Source organism: Echinicola vietnamensis DSM 17526, assembly GCF_000325705.1.
GTDB classification, from domain to species: Bacteria; Bacteroidota; Bacteroidia; order Cytophagales; family Cyclobacteriaceae; genus Echinicola; species Echinicola vietnamensis.
In genome coordinates, this window is record NC_019904.1 from 750,114 (window position 1) to 765,693 (window position 15,580).

Genomic DNA, 15,580 nt, shown 5'->3' on the forward strand with positions numbered 1-15,580 from the left:
AGGAAAGTAATAAAATTACCGGGTCTATTTTTCCCGGTCAATCAGGTTTTGGGTCAATGCCTTAAGGGCTGTCAGCACTTCCGGTTTATTGACTTTTAAAGTGCTGAGTTGTGAAAAGCCCTGATCGAAATAACTTTCCATCTTGGCCTCTGTCAACTGTTTGATACCCAAACTGTCGTAAATAGCAGTGACCTTTTCCACCTTCGTGGCCTTGTCAAAATCCTCCTTGGCCAGCCAAGACTCCAATGCTTCCTGTTGTTCACCTGTCGCCAGCTCACGGGCTTTGATCAGCAGAAACGTCTTTTTATTGGCCAGAATATCACCCCCTACCTGTTTGCCAAATTTAGCCTTATCAGCATACACATCCAGCAAATCATCCTTTAGCTGAAAACCAATGCCCACGTTCACTCCAAATTCATACAGGTGCTGGGCATCTTCTTGGGAAGCGCCCCCCAGAATGGCGCCATATTGCAAGGCAAACCCCAGCAAAACAGCCGTTTTCTGCCGGATCATCTCCAAATATTCGGCTTCCGAAACATGATCACGACGCTCAAAATTCATATCGTGCTGTTGTCCTTCACACACTTCAGTAGCCGTCCGGTTAAATAGCCTCAGGCATACGGCCAACTTATCCTCTGGAACATGCAACAACATATCGTAGACCTTTACCAGCATCACATCACCCGAAAGAATAGCGGTATTGGTATCCCACTTTTTATGCACGGTAGTCTTTCCCCTTCGCAAGGGTGCCTCATCCATAATATCATCATGGACCAAGGTAAAGTTATGAAAGACCTCCACCGCAGCCGCTGGGGTAAGCACCTTTTCATAATCATCCCGGTAAAGGGAGTAAGCCAGCAGGGTCAAAAGTGGCCGGATGCGTTTCCCGCCAAGGCTCATGATATAAGCAATGGGATCATACAGCTCCTGGGGATCGTTCCCAAAAGTGTACGTCCCAATGTGCTTTTCCAGCTGTTCCACCAGCGCTTGGCTGAGGTTGGTTTTAGTCGTTGTCATCTGCAAATTCCAAATCTATAGTTCTTCTGTCAATATCCGTATTAACCACACGGACCCTCACTTGGTCGCCCAAGGTGATCATTTTTTTATTTTTGGCCCCAATGAGGCGCATGTTTTTCTCATCAAACTCATAATAATCATCCTCCAAATCCTGCAGCCTGATCATTCCCTCGCATTTGGTCTCGGTGATTTCCACAAAAATCCCCCACTCGGTCACTCCTGAGATAATGCCATCATAGGCTTTATCCTCTGCCAAGGCCATATACTCTACCTGCTTGTACTTAATGGAGGCCCTTTCGGCATCTGCTGCCCGTTTTTCCCGTTCGCTGGAGTGGATACATTTATCTTCCCAAGCTTCCTTATCAGCTGATTTCCCGCCATCCAGGTAGTGCTGCAGTAAGCGATGCACCATCATATCCGGATACCGCCTGATCGGGGAAGTAAAATGCGTATAGTGCTTAAATGCCAACCCAAAGTGCCCTTTTGGCTCGGTGGTATAGCGTGCCTTGGCCATGCTCCGAATCGCCAGCTGCTCCAGCAGGTTTTGTTCCGGCTTTCCTTCGATTTCCCCCATGAGCTTGTTCAGCGTGGCCGAGACCCTAGTGGCCTCGGTAATGGAAACCTCATGGCCAAATTTTTTGGCGAAGTTCGCAAAAGTCTCCAACCGTTCCAAGTCCGGGTGGTCATGTATCCGGTAAACAAAGGTATCATCACCCTTGTTTTTATTAAACACAAATTCCGCCACAGCCTTATTGGCCAAAAGCATAAACTCCTCGATCATCTTATGGATATCCTTCCGCTCTTTTACCATTAGGCCAAGTGGTGTCCCCTTATCATCCAGCTTAAACTTCACCTCCACCGTTTCGAAATTGATGGCTCCCTGCTGGAACCTGCGCTTGCGGATCTTCTTGGCCAGGTTATTCAGCAGGGTCAGTTCTGAATAGAAGTCCCCTTCCTGCTGGTCTATATTTTCTTGGGCTTCCTCATAGGCAAACCTTCTGTCCGAATGGATAATCGTCCGGCCGATCCAATGTTTCAGCACCTGCCCGTCTTCATCCAACTCAAACACACAGGAAAACGTCAGCTTATCCTCATGGGGCCGAAGCGAGCAAAGTCCATTGCTCAGTCGCTCGGGCAGCATCGGAATGGTCCGATCCACCAGGTAGACAGAAGTGGCCCGGTCATAGGCTTCCTTCTCCAGCGGGGTATTGGGTTTCACATAATGGGTCACGTCGGCAATGTGCACGCCCATTTCGATGTTGCCGTTGGGAAGGCGCTGGTACGAAATCGCATCATCAAAATCCTTGGCATCCGCCGGGTCGATGGTAAACGTGGTCACTCCCCTGAAATCTTTTCTGGACTTGATGTCTGATTTGGATATTTTATCGGAAATGGCTTCTGCCTCTTGTACGATTTCATCTGGATATTCGAAAGGCAACCCAAACTCGGCCATGATGGAATGAATCTCCACCTCATGCTCGCCTGCCTCGCCGAGCACTTGTAATACCTTGCCGGTAGGGTTCTTGTCTTCGTCCCTCCACTCAGTAATTTTCACCACCACTTTTTGATTGTGCTCCGCGCCGTTTAGGTCTGATTTGCGGATAAAAATGTCATGGTGCATCTTTTTGAAATCGGACACCACAAAGGCAAAGCGCGGTGAGATCTCTACACGGCCAACAAACTCCTCTCTCGCACGCTTGACGACTTCCAGCACCCTGCCCTCTCTCTTTTGGCCAGCATGCTTTGGTGGATTGACCATCACACGGACCTTGTCATCGTCCAAGGCATTTTTCAAATCGCGTGCCTTCACTAAAATATCCTCTTCTCCTTCTCCTTTTTTATCGGGCACGATAAAGGCAAATCGCGGATTGACAAAATCCACCGTCCCTTCAATGAAATCAGGGGTTTTGGTAGATGAAAAATGATTTCTGGGATTTTTTGAAACACTGCCGGCCGCCACAAGTTTATGTAAAACCGGCTCCACACTGCCCTTGGTGATCTTGTCCCGAATGTTCAATTTTCTAATAATCTGTTTTAGCGAATATTCCTCACCATAGTGGCTATCCAAAAAATGGAGGATCCGTTCGGCAAGCTGGGCAGCATTATTGATTTTATCTGCCTTGCCCTTGCCTTTTCGTTGTTTTCTTGGTCTTTTGCTCATAAAAATTTTTTGTTTTCTTTGGCAGGATTTTTCCTGCTTTTAATCTCTTTTTGTACCAAATGTCGTGCTGCTATCGCACCGTTTGGTTAGTTGTTTTTGACCATCTCTATAATGACTCTAAAACTAAGGTGATTGTTTTTTTAAAACTTATGGCCATCTGAATGCTATCTGCAAATATAGGTCAATATTACCCACGCCGCTAACTCCTATGCTCCAGAGCGGATGACTTGGATGTTCATATCTCCCGGAAGTCCCTGATAGGCCAAATAAATCCTCGCCGTCACTTCTACGTCTTTAAGGCAGTAAGTAGCGATGGCCTCAAGGTTTTTCTCTTTGTAAAAAACCGAATTGACCTCACTGCCATCTATATTGTCCTTCGAGCTTGGAATATCAAAGATAGCGGCCAGCAGTTCTAATCTGGTGTAATGCTTATAATCCCCAAACTTCCATAACTCCAAGGTATCCAGGTGCCTGATCTCCCAAGGTTTTTTTCCGGCCATTTGGAGTACCTCCGGCAAAGGTAGCCTATTGATCAACATTCTCCTGCAAAGATACGGAAAGTCAAACTCTTTGCCGTTGTGGGCACAGAGGGTCCAGTGCTTTTTTTCTAAGATGGCTCTCAGTTCCAGTAGCGTCTCATGCTCCTCATCGCAGGCGATGGCCTTGGTCCGAAACTGCAGTTGGTCTTGTTCGGGATCATAAAGAAAATAACCAATGCCTACGCAGACTACCTTTCCGAACTCAGCATATATACCAGCTTTCTCAAAATATAGTTCCTCAGCGCTTCGATTGTTTTCATTGGACAGCTGACCTGATTTTTTGGTCCATTCTTCTTGTACCCTTGATGGCAGTGCATCCAGCTGCTCTGTGAGAGAAGCTGTTTCGATGTCCAAAAATAAAATGTCCTTGAGATCACTCAAAAAATCTGCCATAATCCAAATCAGGGATGTAAAACGCCTTCCAGATCAAGGGCTGGAATGTGCTGAACGTTCTTCTCGTCCATACTGCCCTCCACGAAGACAAATTTCTTATCAAATATCTGATCCAATATATAATAACTTACCCAGAATTCATTGTTCAGCGCAAACAATTTAGGATCAATGGGTTCGATCTTTGCGATACTTTCCGATCCCAGCTCTTCGATCATATGCCGTAGTGTTGAGGTTTTGGTTTCCTCCCCATTGATCAACCCGTATCCTTTGGAGGTCACCATGAGATTTTTGAGCTCGATCATATTGTGGTTGATGATATACACGCCCCACTCGGTATTACCATTCACTTTTTCTCTGGCGATGGCCAGCTTTACGCCCGTTACCGGGTGAAAATCTATATCCTTTTTCATACTAATACTAAACCATTAAAACTTTACTGCTTTATTAAAGTCTCATCCCTTCACTCTTCCCACTCCATTTCAAATAAATCGGCCAGGTGCTGCTTTACCTTTTCTTTCACTTCCAATTCATCCACCGGCCTTCCCAGCTCCAAATGCAGGGAGGTCACGGCTTTATCCGCGATGCCACAGGGAACAATATTACCAAAATAGGATAGGTCGGCATTGACATTAAAGGCAAAGCCGTGCATGGTCACCCACCTGCTGGATTTTACGCCCAGCGCACAGATCTTGCGAGGATTCATACGCTTTTCATGGTCCAGCCATACTCCGGTAAGGCCTTCGATCCTGCCTGCTGCCACGCCATAATCGGCCAAGGTAAGGATAATCGCCTCCTCCAAAAGACGAAGGTATTTGTGGATGTCGGTGAAGAAATTATCCAAATCCAACAGTGGATAGCCGACCAACTGCCCCGGCCCATGATAGGTAATGTCCCCTCCTCTGTTGATCTTGTAAAATCTCGCCTGCTTTTCGGCCAATTGGGCCTCGTCAAGGAGCAAATGCGTCAACTCCCCGCTTTTGCCCAAGGTATACACATGCGGATGCTCCACAAACAGCAGGTAATTGGTCGTGGTCACTTGATCGGACGGAGCTTTCTTTCGATTTTCGATCTTCGTGGCCACAATATCAGCAAAAAGCGACTCCTGATAATCCCAGGTTTCTTTATAGTCCTTTTTGCCTAAGTCGATAAATTTTACTTTTTTATTGATGAAATGATTCACAACGTATTCCTTCCAATGATTTATGGTGATCAACACCATTTTTTGACGATGGGTTCTATTTTTTGGCCATCCATCCCTAGTGAGCAGGAGGCCAATGCTTAACGTTTGACAAAATTAATAAAAAATACCATGGCACAGCACAATACCTTAGGAAGCGATGCAGAAGCATTCGCCGCTGATTTTCTGACCACCAAGCATTATACGCTTCTGGAAAAGAACTACCGTCATAAGCACGCTGAAATTGACCTGATCATGGAGCATCGTGGACTGATGGTTTTTGTCGAAGTGAAGTTTAGGAGCGGTACAGGGTTTGGTTATGCAGAGGAGTTTGTCGATTATAAAAAACGTCAATTGATCATCAGGGCTGCCGATCACTATATCCATGAAAAAGACTGGCATAAAGACATCCGGTTTGACATTGTCGGTGTCTATAAAGACAAAGAGGGAACCATTCGGTTTAAGCATTTTGAGGATGCTTTTTATTAGGACCATCGGCATGACGCCCTTTCCCGCGCGTAAGCTGTTCGTGGCTTGAAATCAGGAACATTTGCAATCGGGAACTTAGGACACCCTTTGCCTTACAAAACCCAAGCCCCTCAACGTCCAGCCTGATAGATCAGCTGGCCATCCGCATTCCATTCCGCTTTGATATAAGGCCTGAAATTCCTGGTGAAAGGCTCTTCCTGATATTGGATTTCCCGCTTTCGTATGGTCTTGCCACCATCCGTATTCCAATACTCTGTCCAAAGCCCCACTTTCTCTCCATAATGGTATTCTCCCATGACGGCCAACTGTCCATTTTCATAAAAATGGTAAAAGTTTCCTTCTTTAAGGTCATACTCTACCGGAATCACCTTTTCGATCTGCTGCTCGCCCTTATTGTAATAGGTCACCCTGGAATCTTTGGGCCATCCTTCATAGTAATTGGCCTTGTTTAGCAGAATGTTTTTTTGGTCAAAGGTCATCCAGCGTTCATGCTTGGTGCCAAAGTAAAACATCCCTTTCTCCACCACGGCATCATCAATACGCCTCTCATAGGGTCCATGCAGGAGGTACCCCTTTTCCGGATCAAAGCCTTTGGTTCGGATCACATTGTCCTTGGTGTCCAGCCAGTAAACATCACGCACATACGGGTTGACCTGCCTGTTACGGGCGGTATAATGGAAAAGCTGGTATTGGGTTTTCCCCCTGGCATCCACCCGGATAAAGTCTTTTCGGGTCCGTTCGCCATAATAGATATTCTTCTTCCGCTTTTTTCGTTTCTTCTTTTTTTCTTCCTTTCGCTTTTCATCGTCAAATAAAAGGATCGGTGCCGTGGTAGGCAACAAAGTGCCCTCGACGATCCCTGAAGAATCTGCTTCGGGCGATGCAGAAGACAAGGAGTCAAAACGCTGTGCCTGGGCCACGCTGACGTTGACCAGTACAAGAAGTAGAATGAGGTATTTTTTCATGCCAAGCATAGGCGATACACTGCACTATTTTTATGGGTAACGTTCTAATTGGAAGATTCTATGCTCTAAATAAAAGAAAGGTTTAGAATTAACAAGCATAATCCTTAATTTTGCCCAATTATTAAAACGTCGGGAATCGTATCGATTTCATCTTGGGCGGAAAATAAAATTAAAGGTAACAATAAACTGACCATATAAAAACAATTATAAAGCAAATGAGCAGTATTTTATCAGACCGTATTAACAATATGGAAGAGTCAGCTACGCTGGCAATGGCCAAAAAAGCAAGAGAGCTGAAAGGCCAGGGAATCGACATCATCAGTTTGAGTCTTGGAGAGCCTGATTTCAAGACGCCTCAGCACATCCAAGATGCGGCCAAGGCTGCCATTGACGAGGGAAAGTATTTCTCTTATTCTCCTGTAGCGGGCTATCAAGACCTGAGAGAAGCCATTGCCCAGAAGCTGCAGACACAAAATAAAATCAATGAAGCCAAGGCAGAGAACATCGTCCTTTCCACAGGAGCGAAACATTCCATCGCCAATATCTTCATGTGCCTGCTGAATGAAGGGGACGAAGTAGTCATCTTCTCTCCATACTGGGTGAGCTATGCTGAAATCATCAAACTAGCAGGCGGTGTACCGGTACTGATCGAAGGCACCCTTGAAAACAACTTCAAAGCTTCTGCAGCCCAATTGGAGGAAGCCATCACCTCCAAAACCAAAGCGGTGATCTATTCTTCTCCATGCAATCCTACCGGATCTGTATTCAGCAAAGAAGAACTGGAAGCCATCGCAGAGGTAATAAAAAAACACCAGGACATCTATGTCGTGGCAGATGAAATCTACGAATTGATCAATTATACAGGACAGCATGCCAGCATGGCTGCACTGCCAGGGATGTTTGACAGGACCATTACTGTCAATGGTTTCTCCAAAGGATATGCCATGACCGGCTGGAGAGTGGGCTATATCTGTGCGCCACTGTTTATTGCCAAGGCTTGTGAAAAAATCCAGGGACAGTTCACTTCTGGTGGCACGGGCATCGCTCAGCGAGCGGCTTTGGCTGCCATTACCGGTGACCAAACGCCTTCCGTGGAAATGGAGAAAGCCTATAAAAAACGAAGGGAACTGGTCTTGGAACTGCTCAGGGATATCCCCGGCATCAAAACCCATGTACCCGAAGGAGCATTCTACTTCTTCCCGGATGTAACGGCCTTCTTTGGCAAATCTGCCGGTGAGGTGAAAGTCAACAATGCTGACGATTTCTGCCTTTACATCTTGAACACTGCCCACGTCTCTGTGGTGACCGGCGCAGCGTTCGGTGCCCCTAACTGCGTAAGGCTTTCTTACGCCGCCTCTGAAGCGGAACTCAAGGAAGCCCTGAAGCGCATTAAAGAAGCAGTAGCCAAACTTAGCTAATAAAAAGTTAATCCGAGGCTGTCTCATAATTAGGCAATCCTTCCCCGATAGCGATCGGGGAAGGATTCTTCCGATATTCATCGGAATCGCCATGACGAGGACTTATGAGACAGCCTCGTTTTTTTACCGGTATGAGTCCATCATTTTTTGTAACTTGCCGCCATTATGGCCAAAGCACTTGTAATTACCCCTGTCAAAAACTCGATTGAGACCACATTGGAAACGGCTGCAGCCATCCAGGCTTCTACTGTTCCGGTCACCCATAAGATCTTCAACGATTTTAGCAGCCCCGAAACCAAAGCCTTGCTGGACCAAAATGCTCCCAAGATAGGCTATGAGTTGGTGCACTTGGAGGAAATCACAGACACCCCTTCACCCAATTACAAGCTGGTGCTGCAAATGGCCCAAAAAGAAGCAGTAGCAATGCAACTCCCCCTGCTGGTGGTAGAATCGGATGTAACGGTGGAAAAAGACACCATCGAAAAAATGCTGCAGTTCCTGCAAGATCATGAAAACACAGGTTTGGTAGGTGCCATTACGGTAGGCTATGACCAGAAAGTCAATTTCCCTTACCTTAAATTCAAGGACGTCAAGGATGCGGTCATCGATACCAAGAGGAGTTTGAGCTTTTGCTGCACCCTGTTCAGTCCAGCGTTTCTGGCCGCATACGACTTTATGCAGCTCGACGAGTCAAAAGACTGGTACGACACCTTTATCTCCAAAAAGGCCATCGAGATGGGATATCAAAATTACGTCATGATGGATGCACCTGTCCTCCACAAGCCCCACGGCAGTCGCCCTTGGAAACAGCTGAAATACAAAAACCCGTTAAAATACTACTTCCTGAAGTTTTGGAAGGGAATGGATAAGATTTAGAATAGGCCCAGCCATTTTAGCATGGTGTTATAGGGTTTTGACCAAGATCTCCTAAACCGTAATGGTCCATTGAGCTCTCGCGCAAAAAATGCTGCATGCTTGGAATTCATAAAAGCAATTCGCTCCCTTTTTATGGCAGCACTTGAAGTCTTTTTCCGTTTGCTGTTTGGTGTGAGCCGATAGTAAAACCCGATAAAAGGCAGCTGCACCACTTCACCTCCATCTTTCAACATTTTGATCCAGAACTCCCAGTCTTCCCTTCCCATGTAACGCATTTCGACCGAATACTTACCAGCCTTTAACCAATCCACTTTCCGGAACAAAGCTGAACAAAAAATCATATTGTCCAACGCCAATTGATGTCTACTGAAGGGCTTTAGGTTCCAGCTTTTTTCCCCAGAATCATCAAACTTCACCCCTTTACTGTACACCACTTTTACCGAAGGCTGGGACTTCAATACTTCTACCGCTGCCGCTATGTAATCACTTGAAATAAGATCATCTCCATCTAGCGGAAGGATAATACTTCCATTGGAAGCCTCAATTCCTGTGTTTCTGGCCTTGGAGACCCCTCCGTTATCTTGATCAATCACCCTAACCTCAGGAAACTCTTCCGCTAACGCCCTTGCCAACTGAAGGGAATCATCCTTAGATCCATCATTCACGATAATTACTTCTAATGGTCTGTAGGTAGATTCAAGCACTGAAAGAACCGTCTCTCGGAGGTAAATTCCTTGATTGTAACATGGAACGACTACACTTACCAGATTTTTCTGTTCCGAAGGCTGCATTGGTAATGGGTTTTGCAAAGTTCATTTCAAAAATCAAATATAAAAACTAATTCAATTCTCCACCTACATTACCTGACTTATCATTAGATATTATGTTCTCGTAACAAAAAGCCCTTCTTTTACGACACCCCTAGCTGAAAAGAAACGTTACTGATGCAGTTTGCACATCCCATCTTTTAAAATTCATCATAATGATTTACCATGTCAATTGACATTATCTAAATGCAGATCACATTTATTTTTTTGAATCATAAAAACATAATACAACATTGAGATTCGGGAGATGAACCTATAATCGCTTTTAAAGAAGCATTTTTATTAAAATAGCCCACACCAAAACAGATTATACCTACCTAGCAAAAATCAACAGAACTTTCATAAACAACTTACGTTAATCACAACCTACTAATTATAGGTCTATACATCTATTTTTATTTAAAAATTACTTAATAAAAGCTCATTTTGTCATTATTCCAGTAATAAACCCGATATTTTATAGAAAGATATTTTGCATTGTATTGAAAAAAATTACTACATTTGTCTCGGGTGATTAAGCAACTTTTTCTACTACCGACTTTTAGTGTGTGTAATTGAGTTGGAGGTTATTTTAAAAATTACTTTTTACAAGCCTCCATTTATTAGATTCTTAGATAAAAATTTAAATGCTGCTCTTTTATAAATAAGGGTGGCATTTTTGTTTACCAAGGGCATCTAGGGATCATTTTCCCTCCTCAAGAGCTCCCGCTTTACCCCGCCTAAAAGCTGCTCAAGCTCCTGATATAGCGCTTGAAATGCCGCAAGATCTCGGGCTCAGCCAAATGGAATCTCTTAAAAAATTCAACTATAAGTAGTAATATATACCACAATTCCCCTTTGCAAACGCTTACAAAAATAACACGTCACATTAACCAAAAGATTGTAGTATTTACGTACATATAATCACGCAAGTAGCTAAGCTCCTGAATATTAACATAAACTTAAAATTAAAAAACACCTGAAATGGCCAAAAATACCTTCCTTGCGACACATTCCAACAGCAAGGAGACCATGATTCAGACCATTGCCAGTGCATTCCTATTATTTTCCGCGTACGCGTTAGCCACCTTATCATTCTTCAAATACCCAGGTAGAATGAAGTCTTTTTTTGTGAAAGCCTATTTGGTATCAGGTACGGTAGCAGGTGCCCTGACTTTTTTCTTTATGCAACTCTTCGTTCGCTAAATTCCAAACGGCCACTTAACCTTGGATTTTTCCAGGCTCAGGGAGGGCTTCAAGCAGATATTTATCCCCAAAACCTGAAGGCTGAAAGTCTTCTATCACCCTACCCCAGGAAGGCCTTGGGGTGCGGACGCCATAATTGCTTGCTTTGGATCAATCAATATTTCTAGGGGATGATTTTCGACATGTTCTTATGAAAGAAAATTGCACACCGCTAAAACGATGCTTTTCATCCATCCGCTCGAATGGGTTTTAGCGGGAATTTCTGGAGAATAGGGCGGTCAATGCGGCTAAAACGGAAAACGTTGGTTGGGTTAATTTACCATGGGCTTCACCCATGGCTATGAATGTGCCGCCCTTCTGGGGCTGGCATTCGAGTTTACATTATACACCATACCACGGATTTGCAACGCCTTAAGCATCCTATCTGTGTTTATCAGCGTTCATCCGTGGCCAAATAGGAACCAAAGATGGCAAGCGCAGGTATAATGGATCAAGCAATATTTCTGGGGGACAAATGTTGACATGGTCTTATGAAAGAAAATTTCATAACTTCAAAACGATGGACTTCCTCCACAGGGCAATCGCCTTTAAAAAAAATATTCCTATTTGCATTTATATCTGCCGTTCCTATGGAACTTACCCTTTTTTGTGCAATCATTTTTGATGCAGGTGGTCACCTGCACCTTCTATATGCCCCTCCGCCAAGGGCGGATTAGGCAGGATGCCCAGTTGCTAACGTATACCCAGGGTTTAACCTCAACCAAGCCAACCACTATACCTGAGCAGATAGCCGTGACGGCTTGTATGATCCAAATCAACTAATCATTCTTTCAGCCTATTCCGCCATTCGGCACCATAGGCTACTGCAGTTTCCAATGTACAAATCGTGGCAAAGTGCCAGCGGCACGATAAATTTTGTAACCTGCGGATTCATCCGCAGGAACTCAAGCGCTCCTCAACCTCCCGAAGGAGTGCCAGCGGCACGGATCATAGTTCCTCTACACAAAATGAGTACTAAATGCGTTTGCCCCACTTGAAAACCATCAGGGAAATCACTTTTAGCCCCTTGAAGTTCTTTAATTCAGGCTGACATCTCTTTACTAACAGTTTAAAAGTGGTTGCCCTAGGGGAACTACCAATTTTCATTATGTTGTAAAATGCCCCTAACTATTCTGCTTGATCTGTAATCTATGGGATCAAGCCACTTTTCCAAGGGATGAATGTTGACATGTTCTTATGGAGGAATACTTCACACCGTCAAATAATGGTTTCCGCCATGGGCACTGAACGGGTTTTAGTGGGAATTTATGGGGAATAGGGAGGGTTATGCGGCTAAAACCGACCATGTTGGATGGGCAAATTCACCATGGGCTTCACCCATGGCTATGGATGTGTCGCCCCTCCGGGGCTAGCTTTCGAACGTATATCATACATAATGTTAGTGTACTTTACCTCTCCCCTGATTACACGATGGCGTAAAATGTGATCAACCGACAATTATGGAGTACTTATACAAGAGGTTGTCTCATAAATAATCCGTCATCACGAGCGGAGTGAAGTGATCTCGATGTGCTTTCATTGCACGTATGACGAGATTGCTTCTTCCGATATCCATCGGAAGAAGCAATGACGGGGACTTATGAGACAATCTCTTCACTAAAGTCCGTATTTCAAATGCAGACTAGATGATTATCGGAACAACCATTTTTTATTTATCCGTGGCTTTGCCCTTAAGTAAACTGGCTATCACCAACTTTTCCGCTTGATCCCTAAATCCCTTGACTTCATGGAAGTTTTCCGAGCAGGGGGATTCCTCATGAAAATAAATCCTAGTCCCCAAAAATATGGCTTGATCCACCATCCTACGGCTAAATCAGCAGGTCACCCTGGGCGCCCTGCCAAAGGCACTTGGAAGGAGTAAGCTACCTGTCCATATGAGGTGATATGATCAGCTTTTGGCAGAAGTAAATACTGAAGGAGCAAATGACCAGCTACTCCTCAAAACATTAATTTTTTACAATTATTCCCCATATTTTCTTTATACTTACTGAATACACCTTTACACGACGAACATGCGAAAATGGGGCTTTATATTGATGACGGTAGGAATGTTCTTGTACAGCGACCTCTTGTTTGGGCAGCTCAAAAACGACACGACGTATTTTGAGCGGTTTCCAGAAATGGTGACGGGAAGGTTTTACCTATCCAGAAAATACACCGGACTCAACATCAAAGACCGATTAGGTGAAACTCCACTTTTACGGTACAGGCCTAATTCCACCTTAAACATGGGGGTGGGTGCCTCCTACAATGTATTCACCCTGAACTTAGCCCTGGGATTTGGCTTTCTCAATCCGGAAATAGGAAAAGGTGATACCAAATACCTGGATGCTCAGGTCCACGCATACCCCGACAAGTGGGCCATTGACGGTTTTCTGCAAATCTATAATGGATACCACCTGGCCTCGGAAGGTCAATTTGCACCAGCGTCACAAGCTTACTATTACCGTCAAGACATAAAAGTCCGTGAAGTAGGTGCTTCGGTGAAGTACGTTTTTAACGGGGAAAAATTCAGCTATAAAGCTGCCTTCCTCCAGACAGAATGGCAAAAAAAATCTGCCGGCACCTTTTTAGTCGGAGCTGAAATCTACGGGGGACTGGCAAAAGGGGACAGTTCTTTTATCCCCAAAAAGGCCATGCTAGATCCTTCAAGGGATTTCAACAAACTGTTTTTCATGGAGTTCGGACCAAACATTGGATACGCTTACACCTTGGTCATTGCCAAACATTATTTCATAATGGGAGCTGCCAGTGGAAACCTCGGTCTGGGGTTTACCAACCAATACGGGCTGGAAAAATCGACCAATTGGTCGGTCAATGCAAACTATCTCCTCAAAGCCAGCACCGGCTACAATTCAAAACGCTGGGCGGTCAATGCCAATTACGTCTTCAGCAACGTCAGGCTGGCCAAGAACAACGATTTCAACAACAGCCTTTTGACGGGAAACTATCGGCTAAACATTATTTACCGCTTTATCCCTGGGCCAAAAGGCAAGAAAATCCTAAACACTATCAATCCCTATCGCTATTTTTAACTAAGATTTCGACCCACGATCAGCAGCGGGATCAAAACTTTGGGTAAATTATGCAGCAAAGTCATTGACCATTAAAAGTTTTCATTGACCACCTGTATTTTAAATTGAGGGATGTTCTTTTATAATTGACTTACTTTAAAGTCCGGAATAGCCATTGGGGTATTTCTTAAAAGAAAACCTGACTATTCGCTTTTTTGTCGGCATAGGCCATTTCTCAAAGAATGCCCTGAATCTGCACGAAACCCTGAATGGTTTCTTTGCGCAATTATCAGGGGCATTGGACCAGCAAGATGACGAATAAAAAAGGAATCTATTCCTTAATCAACTTAACGTGTAAGACATTTTCATTAGCCCAATGAAGAAACAAACCAAAATATTAGTGATAGTGGCCATCGTTGTGGTCATTGCTGTCATTTTTCTATTTCCTCGCCTACAAGGTGGTGACACCAGTAAAGAACCAAGCAAAAGTCCCCAAAGCACTCCCGAAGCGATGACGGCGCTTCCCGTGGATGTCGTGGAAGTAACGCCCGAACGGCTGGAAAACAACCTGAATGTCACGGGCAATGTCCTTTCCAATGAATCCGTATCGCTCCGTGCTGAAATCACCGGGCTGGTAGAATCCATTAATTTTGAAGAAGGGCAGTTTGTCAAAAAAGGCACCCCCTTGGTTTACCTTAATGATGATGAGCTCACCGCCCAACTGGATCGGTTGGAATACACCAAAAAACTTTATGAAGGTCAGGAAAGCCGTCAAAAGCAGCTTTTGGCCCGGGAGGCCATCAGTCAGGAGGAATATGACATCATCCTGAACCAATACAATACCACCCTTTCGGATATCAAACTGGTCAAAGCCCAGCTGGACAAAACCGTGATCAAGGCACCTTTTGACGGAGTACTTGGACTGCGGCAAATATCAGCCGGGTCGGTCATCAGCACCACGGACATCATTGCCAATATTGTCAATATCGACCCGATAAAAATCGAATTCTCCATTCCTGAAAGATATGCCAGCCAAGTGCAAGTGGGCAGCACGATCGAGTTTTCGAACAACGCCTCCCACGGACTCAAAAAAGGAAAGGTCTATGCGTACGAGCCGGTAATCGATGCCAATACCAGGACCCTGACCCTTCGGGCCATCAGTCCAAATGAAGACCGGAAATTCCTACCGGGCATGTTTGTGAACATCCGGTTTAACCTTGAAGTAGAGGAAGATGCCCTTTTGGTGCCTTCTCAGTCCCTCATTCCCGAACTGAACGGTTACAAGCTCTTTTTGGTCAATCAAGAAGGCATCGTTCAGGAAAGGCAAGTGCAGATCGGCATCAGGACAGACAGTGAAGTGCAGATCCTCGACGGACTGTCTCCTGGAGAAATGGTGCTGACCACAGGTGTACTCCAGGCCAAAGAAGGCATGAAGGTGAAATACAACAAAATCAATTGA

General features: G+C 44.8%; 13 protein-coding genes. 6 read left to right on the forward strand and 7 right to left on the reverse strand.

Going from position 1 to position 15,580, the window contains the following annotated elements; all coding sequences use genetic code 11:
- Nucleotides 1-24 precede the first annotated feature (24 nt).
- The 5 genes from ECHVI_RS03240 to lipB all read right to left on the reverse strand — a co-directional run bounded on the left by ECHVI_RS03240 (nucleotide 25) and on the right by lipB (nucleotide 5,290).
- Entirely contained in the window at nucleotides 25-1,017 is a 993-nt protein-coding gene (locus ECHVI_RS03240) for a polyprenyl synthetase family protein (RefSeq protein WP_015264511.1), read from the reverse strand.
- Nucleotides 1,004-3,178: a ribonuclease R gene (gene rnr, locus ECHVI_RS03245; protein WP_015264512.1), complete on the reverse strand. Its 2,175-nt coding sequence runs from the start codon at nucleotides 3,176-3,178 to the stop codon at nucleotides 1,004-1,006. The genes ECHVI_RS03240 and rnr overlap by 14 nt, the downstream gene beginning before the upstream one ends.
- Nucleotides 3,179-3,384: 206 nt before the next feature.
- On the reverse strand, nucleotides 3,385-4,110 hold the full coding sequence (locus ECHVI_RS03250) for a 3'-5' exonuclease (protein ID WP_015264513.1): 726 nt from the start codon (nucleotides 4,108-4,110) through the stop codon (nucleotides 3,385-3,387).
- Between the two features lie 8 nt (nucleotides 4,111-4,118).
- On the reverse strand, nucleotides 4,119-4,520 hold the full coding sequence (locus ECHVI_RS03255; RefSeq protein WP_015264514.1) for a hypothetical protein: 402 nt from the start codon (nucleotides 4,518-4,520) through the stop codon (nucleotides 4,119-4,121).
- Nucleotides 4,521-4,570: 50 nt separating this feature from the next.
- Entirely contained in the window at nucleotides 4,571-5,290 is a 720-nt protein-coding gene (lipB, locus tag ECHVI_RS03260; RefSeq protein WP_041739358.1) for a lipoyl(octanoyl) transferase LipB, read from the reverse strand.
- Nucleotides 5,291-5,419: 129 nt separating this feature from the next.
- On the opposite strand from lipB, the gene ECHVI_RS03265 reads away from it, so the two are divergent.
- A complete protein-coding gene (locus ECHVI_RS03265; protein ID WP_015264516.1) occupies nucleotides 5,420-5,776 on the forward strand; it encodes a YraN family protein in 357 nt (118 codons plus the stop codon).
- A gap of 110 nt (nucleotides 5,777-5,886) precedes the next feature.
- On the opposite strand, the gene ECHVI_RS03270 is transcribed toward ECHVI_RS03265, so the two are convergent.
- On the reverse strand, nucleotides 5,887-6,750 hold the full coding sequence (locus tag ECHVI_RS03270) for a toxin-antitoxin system YwqK family antitoxin (RefSeq protein WP_015264517.1): 864 nt from the start codon (nucleotides 6,748-6,750) through the stop codon (nucleotides 5,887-5,889).
- Between the two features lie 206 nt (nucleotides 6,751-6,956).
- Here ECHVI_RS03270 and ECHVI_RS03275 point away from each other — a divergent pair, with 206 nt between their 5' ends.
- Together ECHVI_RS03275 and ECHVI_RS03280 are read left to right on the forward strand one after the other, a co-directional pair.
- The gene (locus tag ECHVI_RS03275; RefSeq protein ID WP_015264518.1) at nucleotides 6,957-8,159 is read left to right on the forward strand and encodes a pyridoxal phosphate-dependent aminotransferase; all 1,203 of its coding nucleotides are present in this window, start codon (nucleotides 6,957-6,959) and stop codon (nucleotides 8,157-8,159) included.
- Between the two features lie 165 nt (nucleotides 8,160-8,324).
- The gene (locus ECHVI_RS03280; protein ID WP_015264519.1) at nucleotides 8,325-9,035 is read left to right on the forward strand and encodes a glycosyltransferase family 2 protein; all 711 of its coding nucleotides are present in this window, start codon (nucleotides 8,325-8,327) and stop codon (nucleotides 9,033-9,035) included.
- Here ECHVI_RS03280 and ECHVI_RS03285 read toward each other — a convergent pair.
- Entirely contained in the window at nucleotides 9,032-9,826 is a 795-nt protein-coding gene (locus tag ECHVI_RS03285; protein WP_015264520.1) for a glycosyltransferase family 2 protein, read from the reverse strand. The genes ECHVI_RS03280 and ECHVI_RS03285 overlap by 4 nt on opposite strands.
- 999 nt (nucleotides 9,827-10,825) lie before the next feature.
- On the opposite strand from ECHVI_RS03285, the gene ECHVI_RS03290 reads away from it, so the two are divergent.
- The 3 genes from ECHVI_RS03290 (at nucleotide 10,826) to ECHVI_RS03300 (ending at nucleotide 15,580) form a co-directional block, all read left to right on the forward strand.
- On the forward strand, nucleotides 10,826-11,047 hold the full coding sequence (locus tag ECHVI_RS03290) for a hypothetical protein (RefSeq protein WP_015264521.1): 222 nt from the start codon (nucleotides 10,826-10,828) through the stop codon (nucleotides 11,045-11,047).
- A 2,072-nt stretch (nucleotides 11,048-13,119) separates the two neighbouring features.
- Nucleotides 13,120-14,142, forward strand: a complete 1,023-nt coding sequence (locus tag ECHVI_RS03295) for a DUF4421 domain-containing protein (RefSeq protein ID WP_041738287.1) — start codon at nucleotides 13,120-13,122, stop codon at nucleotides 14,140-14,142.
- Nucleotides 14,143-14,497: 355 nt separating this feature from the next.
- The gene (locus ECHVI_RS03300) at nucleotides 14,498-15,580 is read left to right on the forward strand and encodes an efflux RND transporter periplasmic adaptor subunit (protein WP_015264523.1); all 1,083 of its coding nucleotides are present in this window, start codon (nucleotides 14,498-14,500) and stop codon (nucleotides 15,578-15,580) included.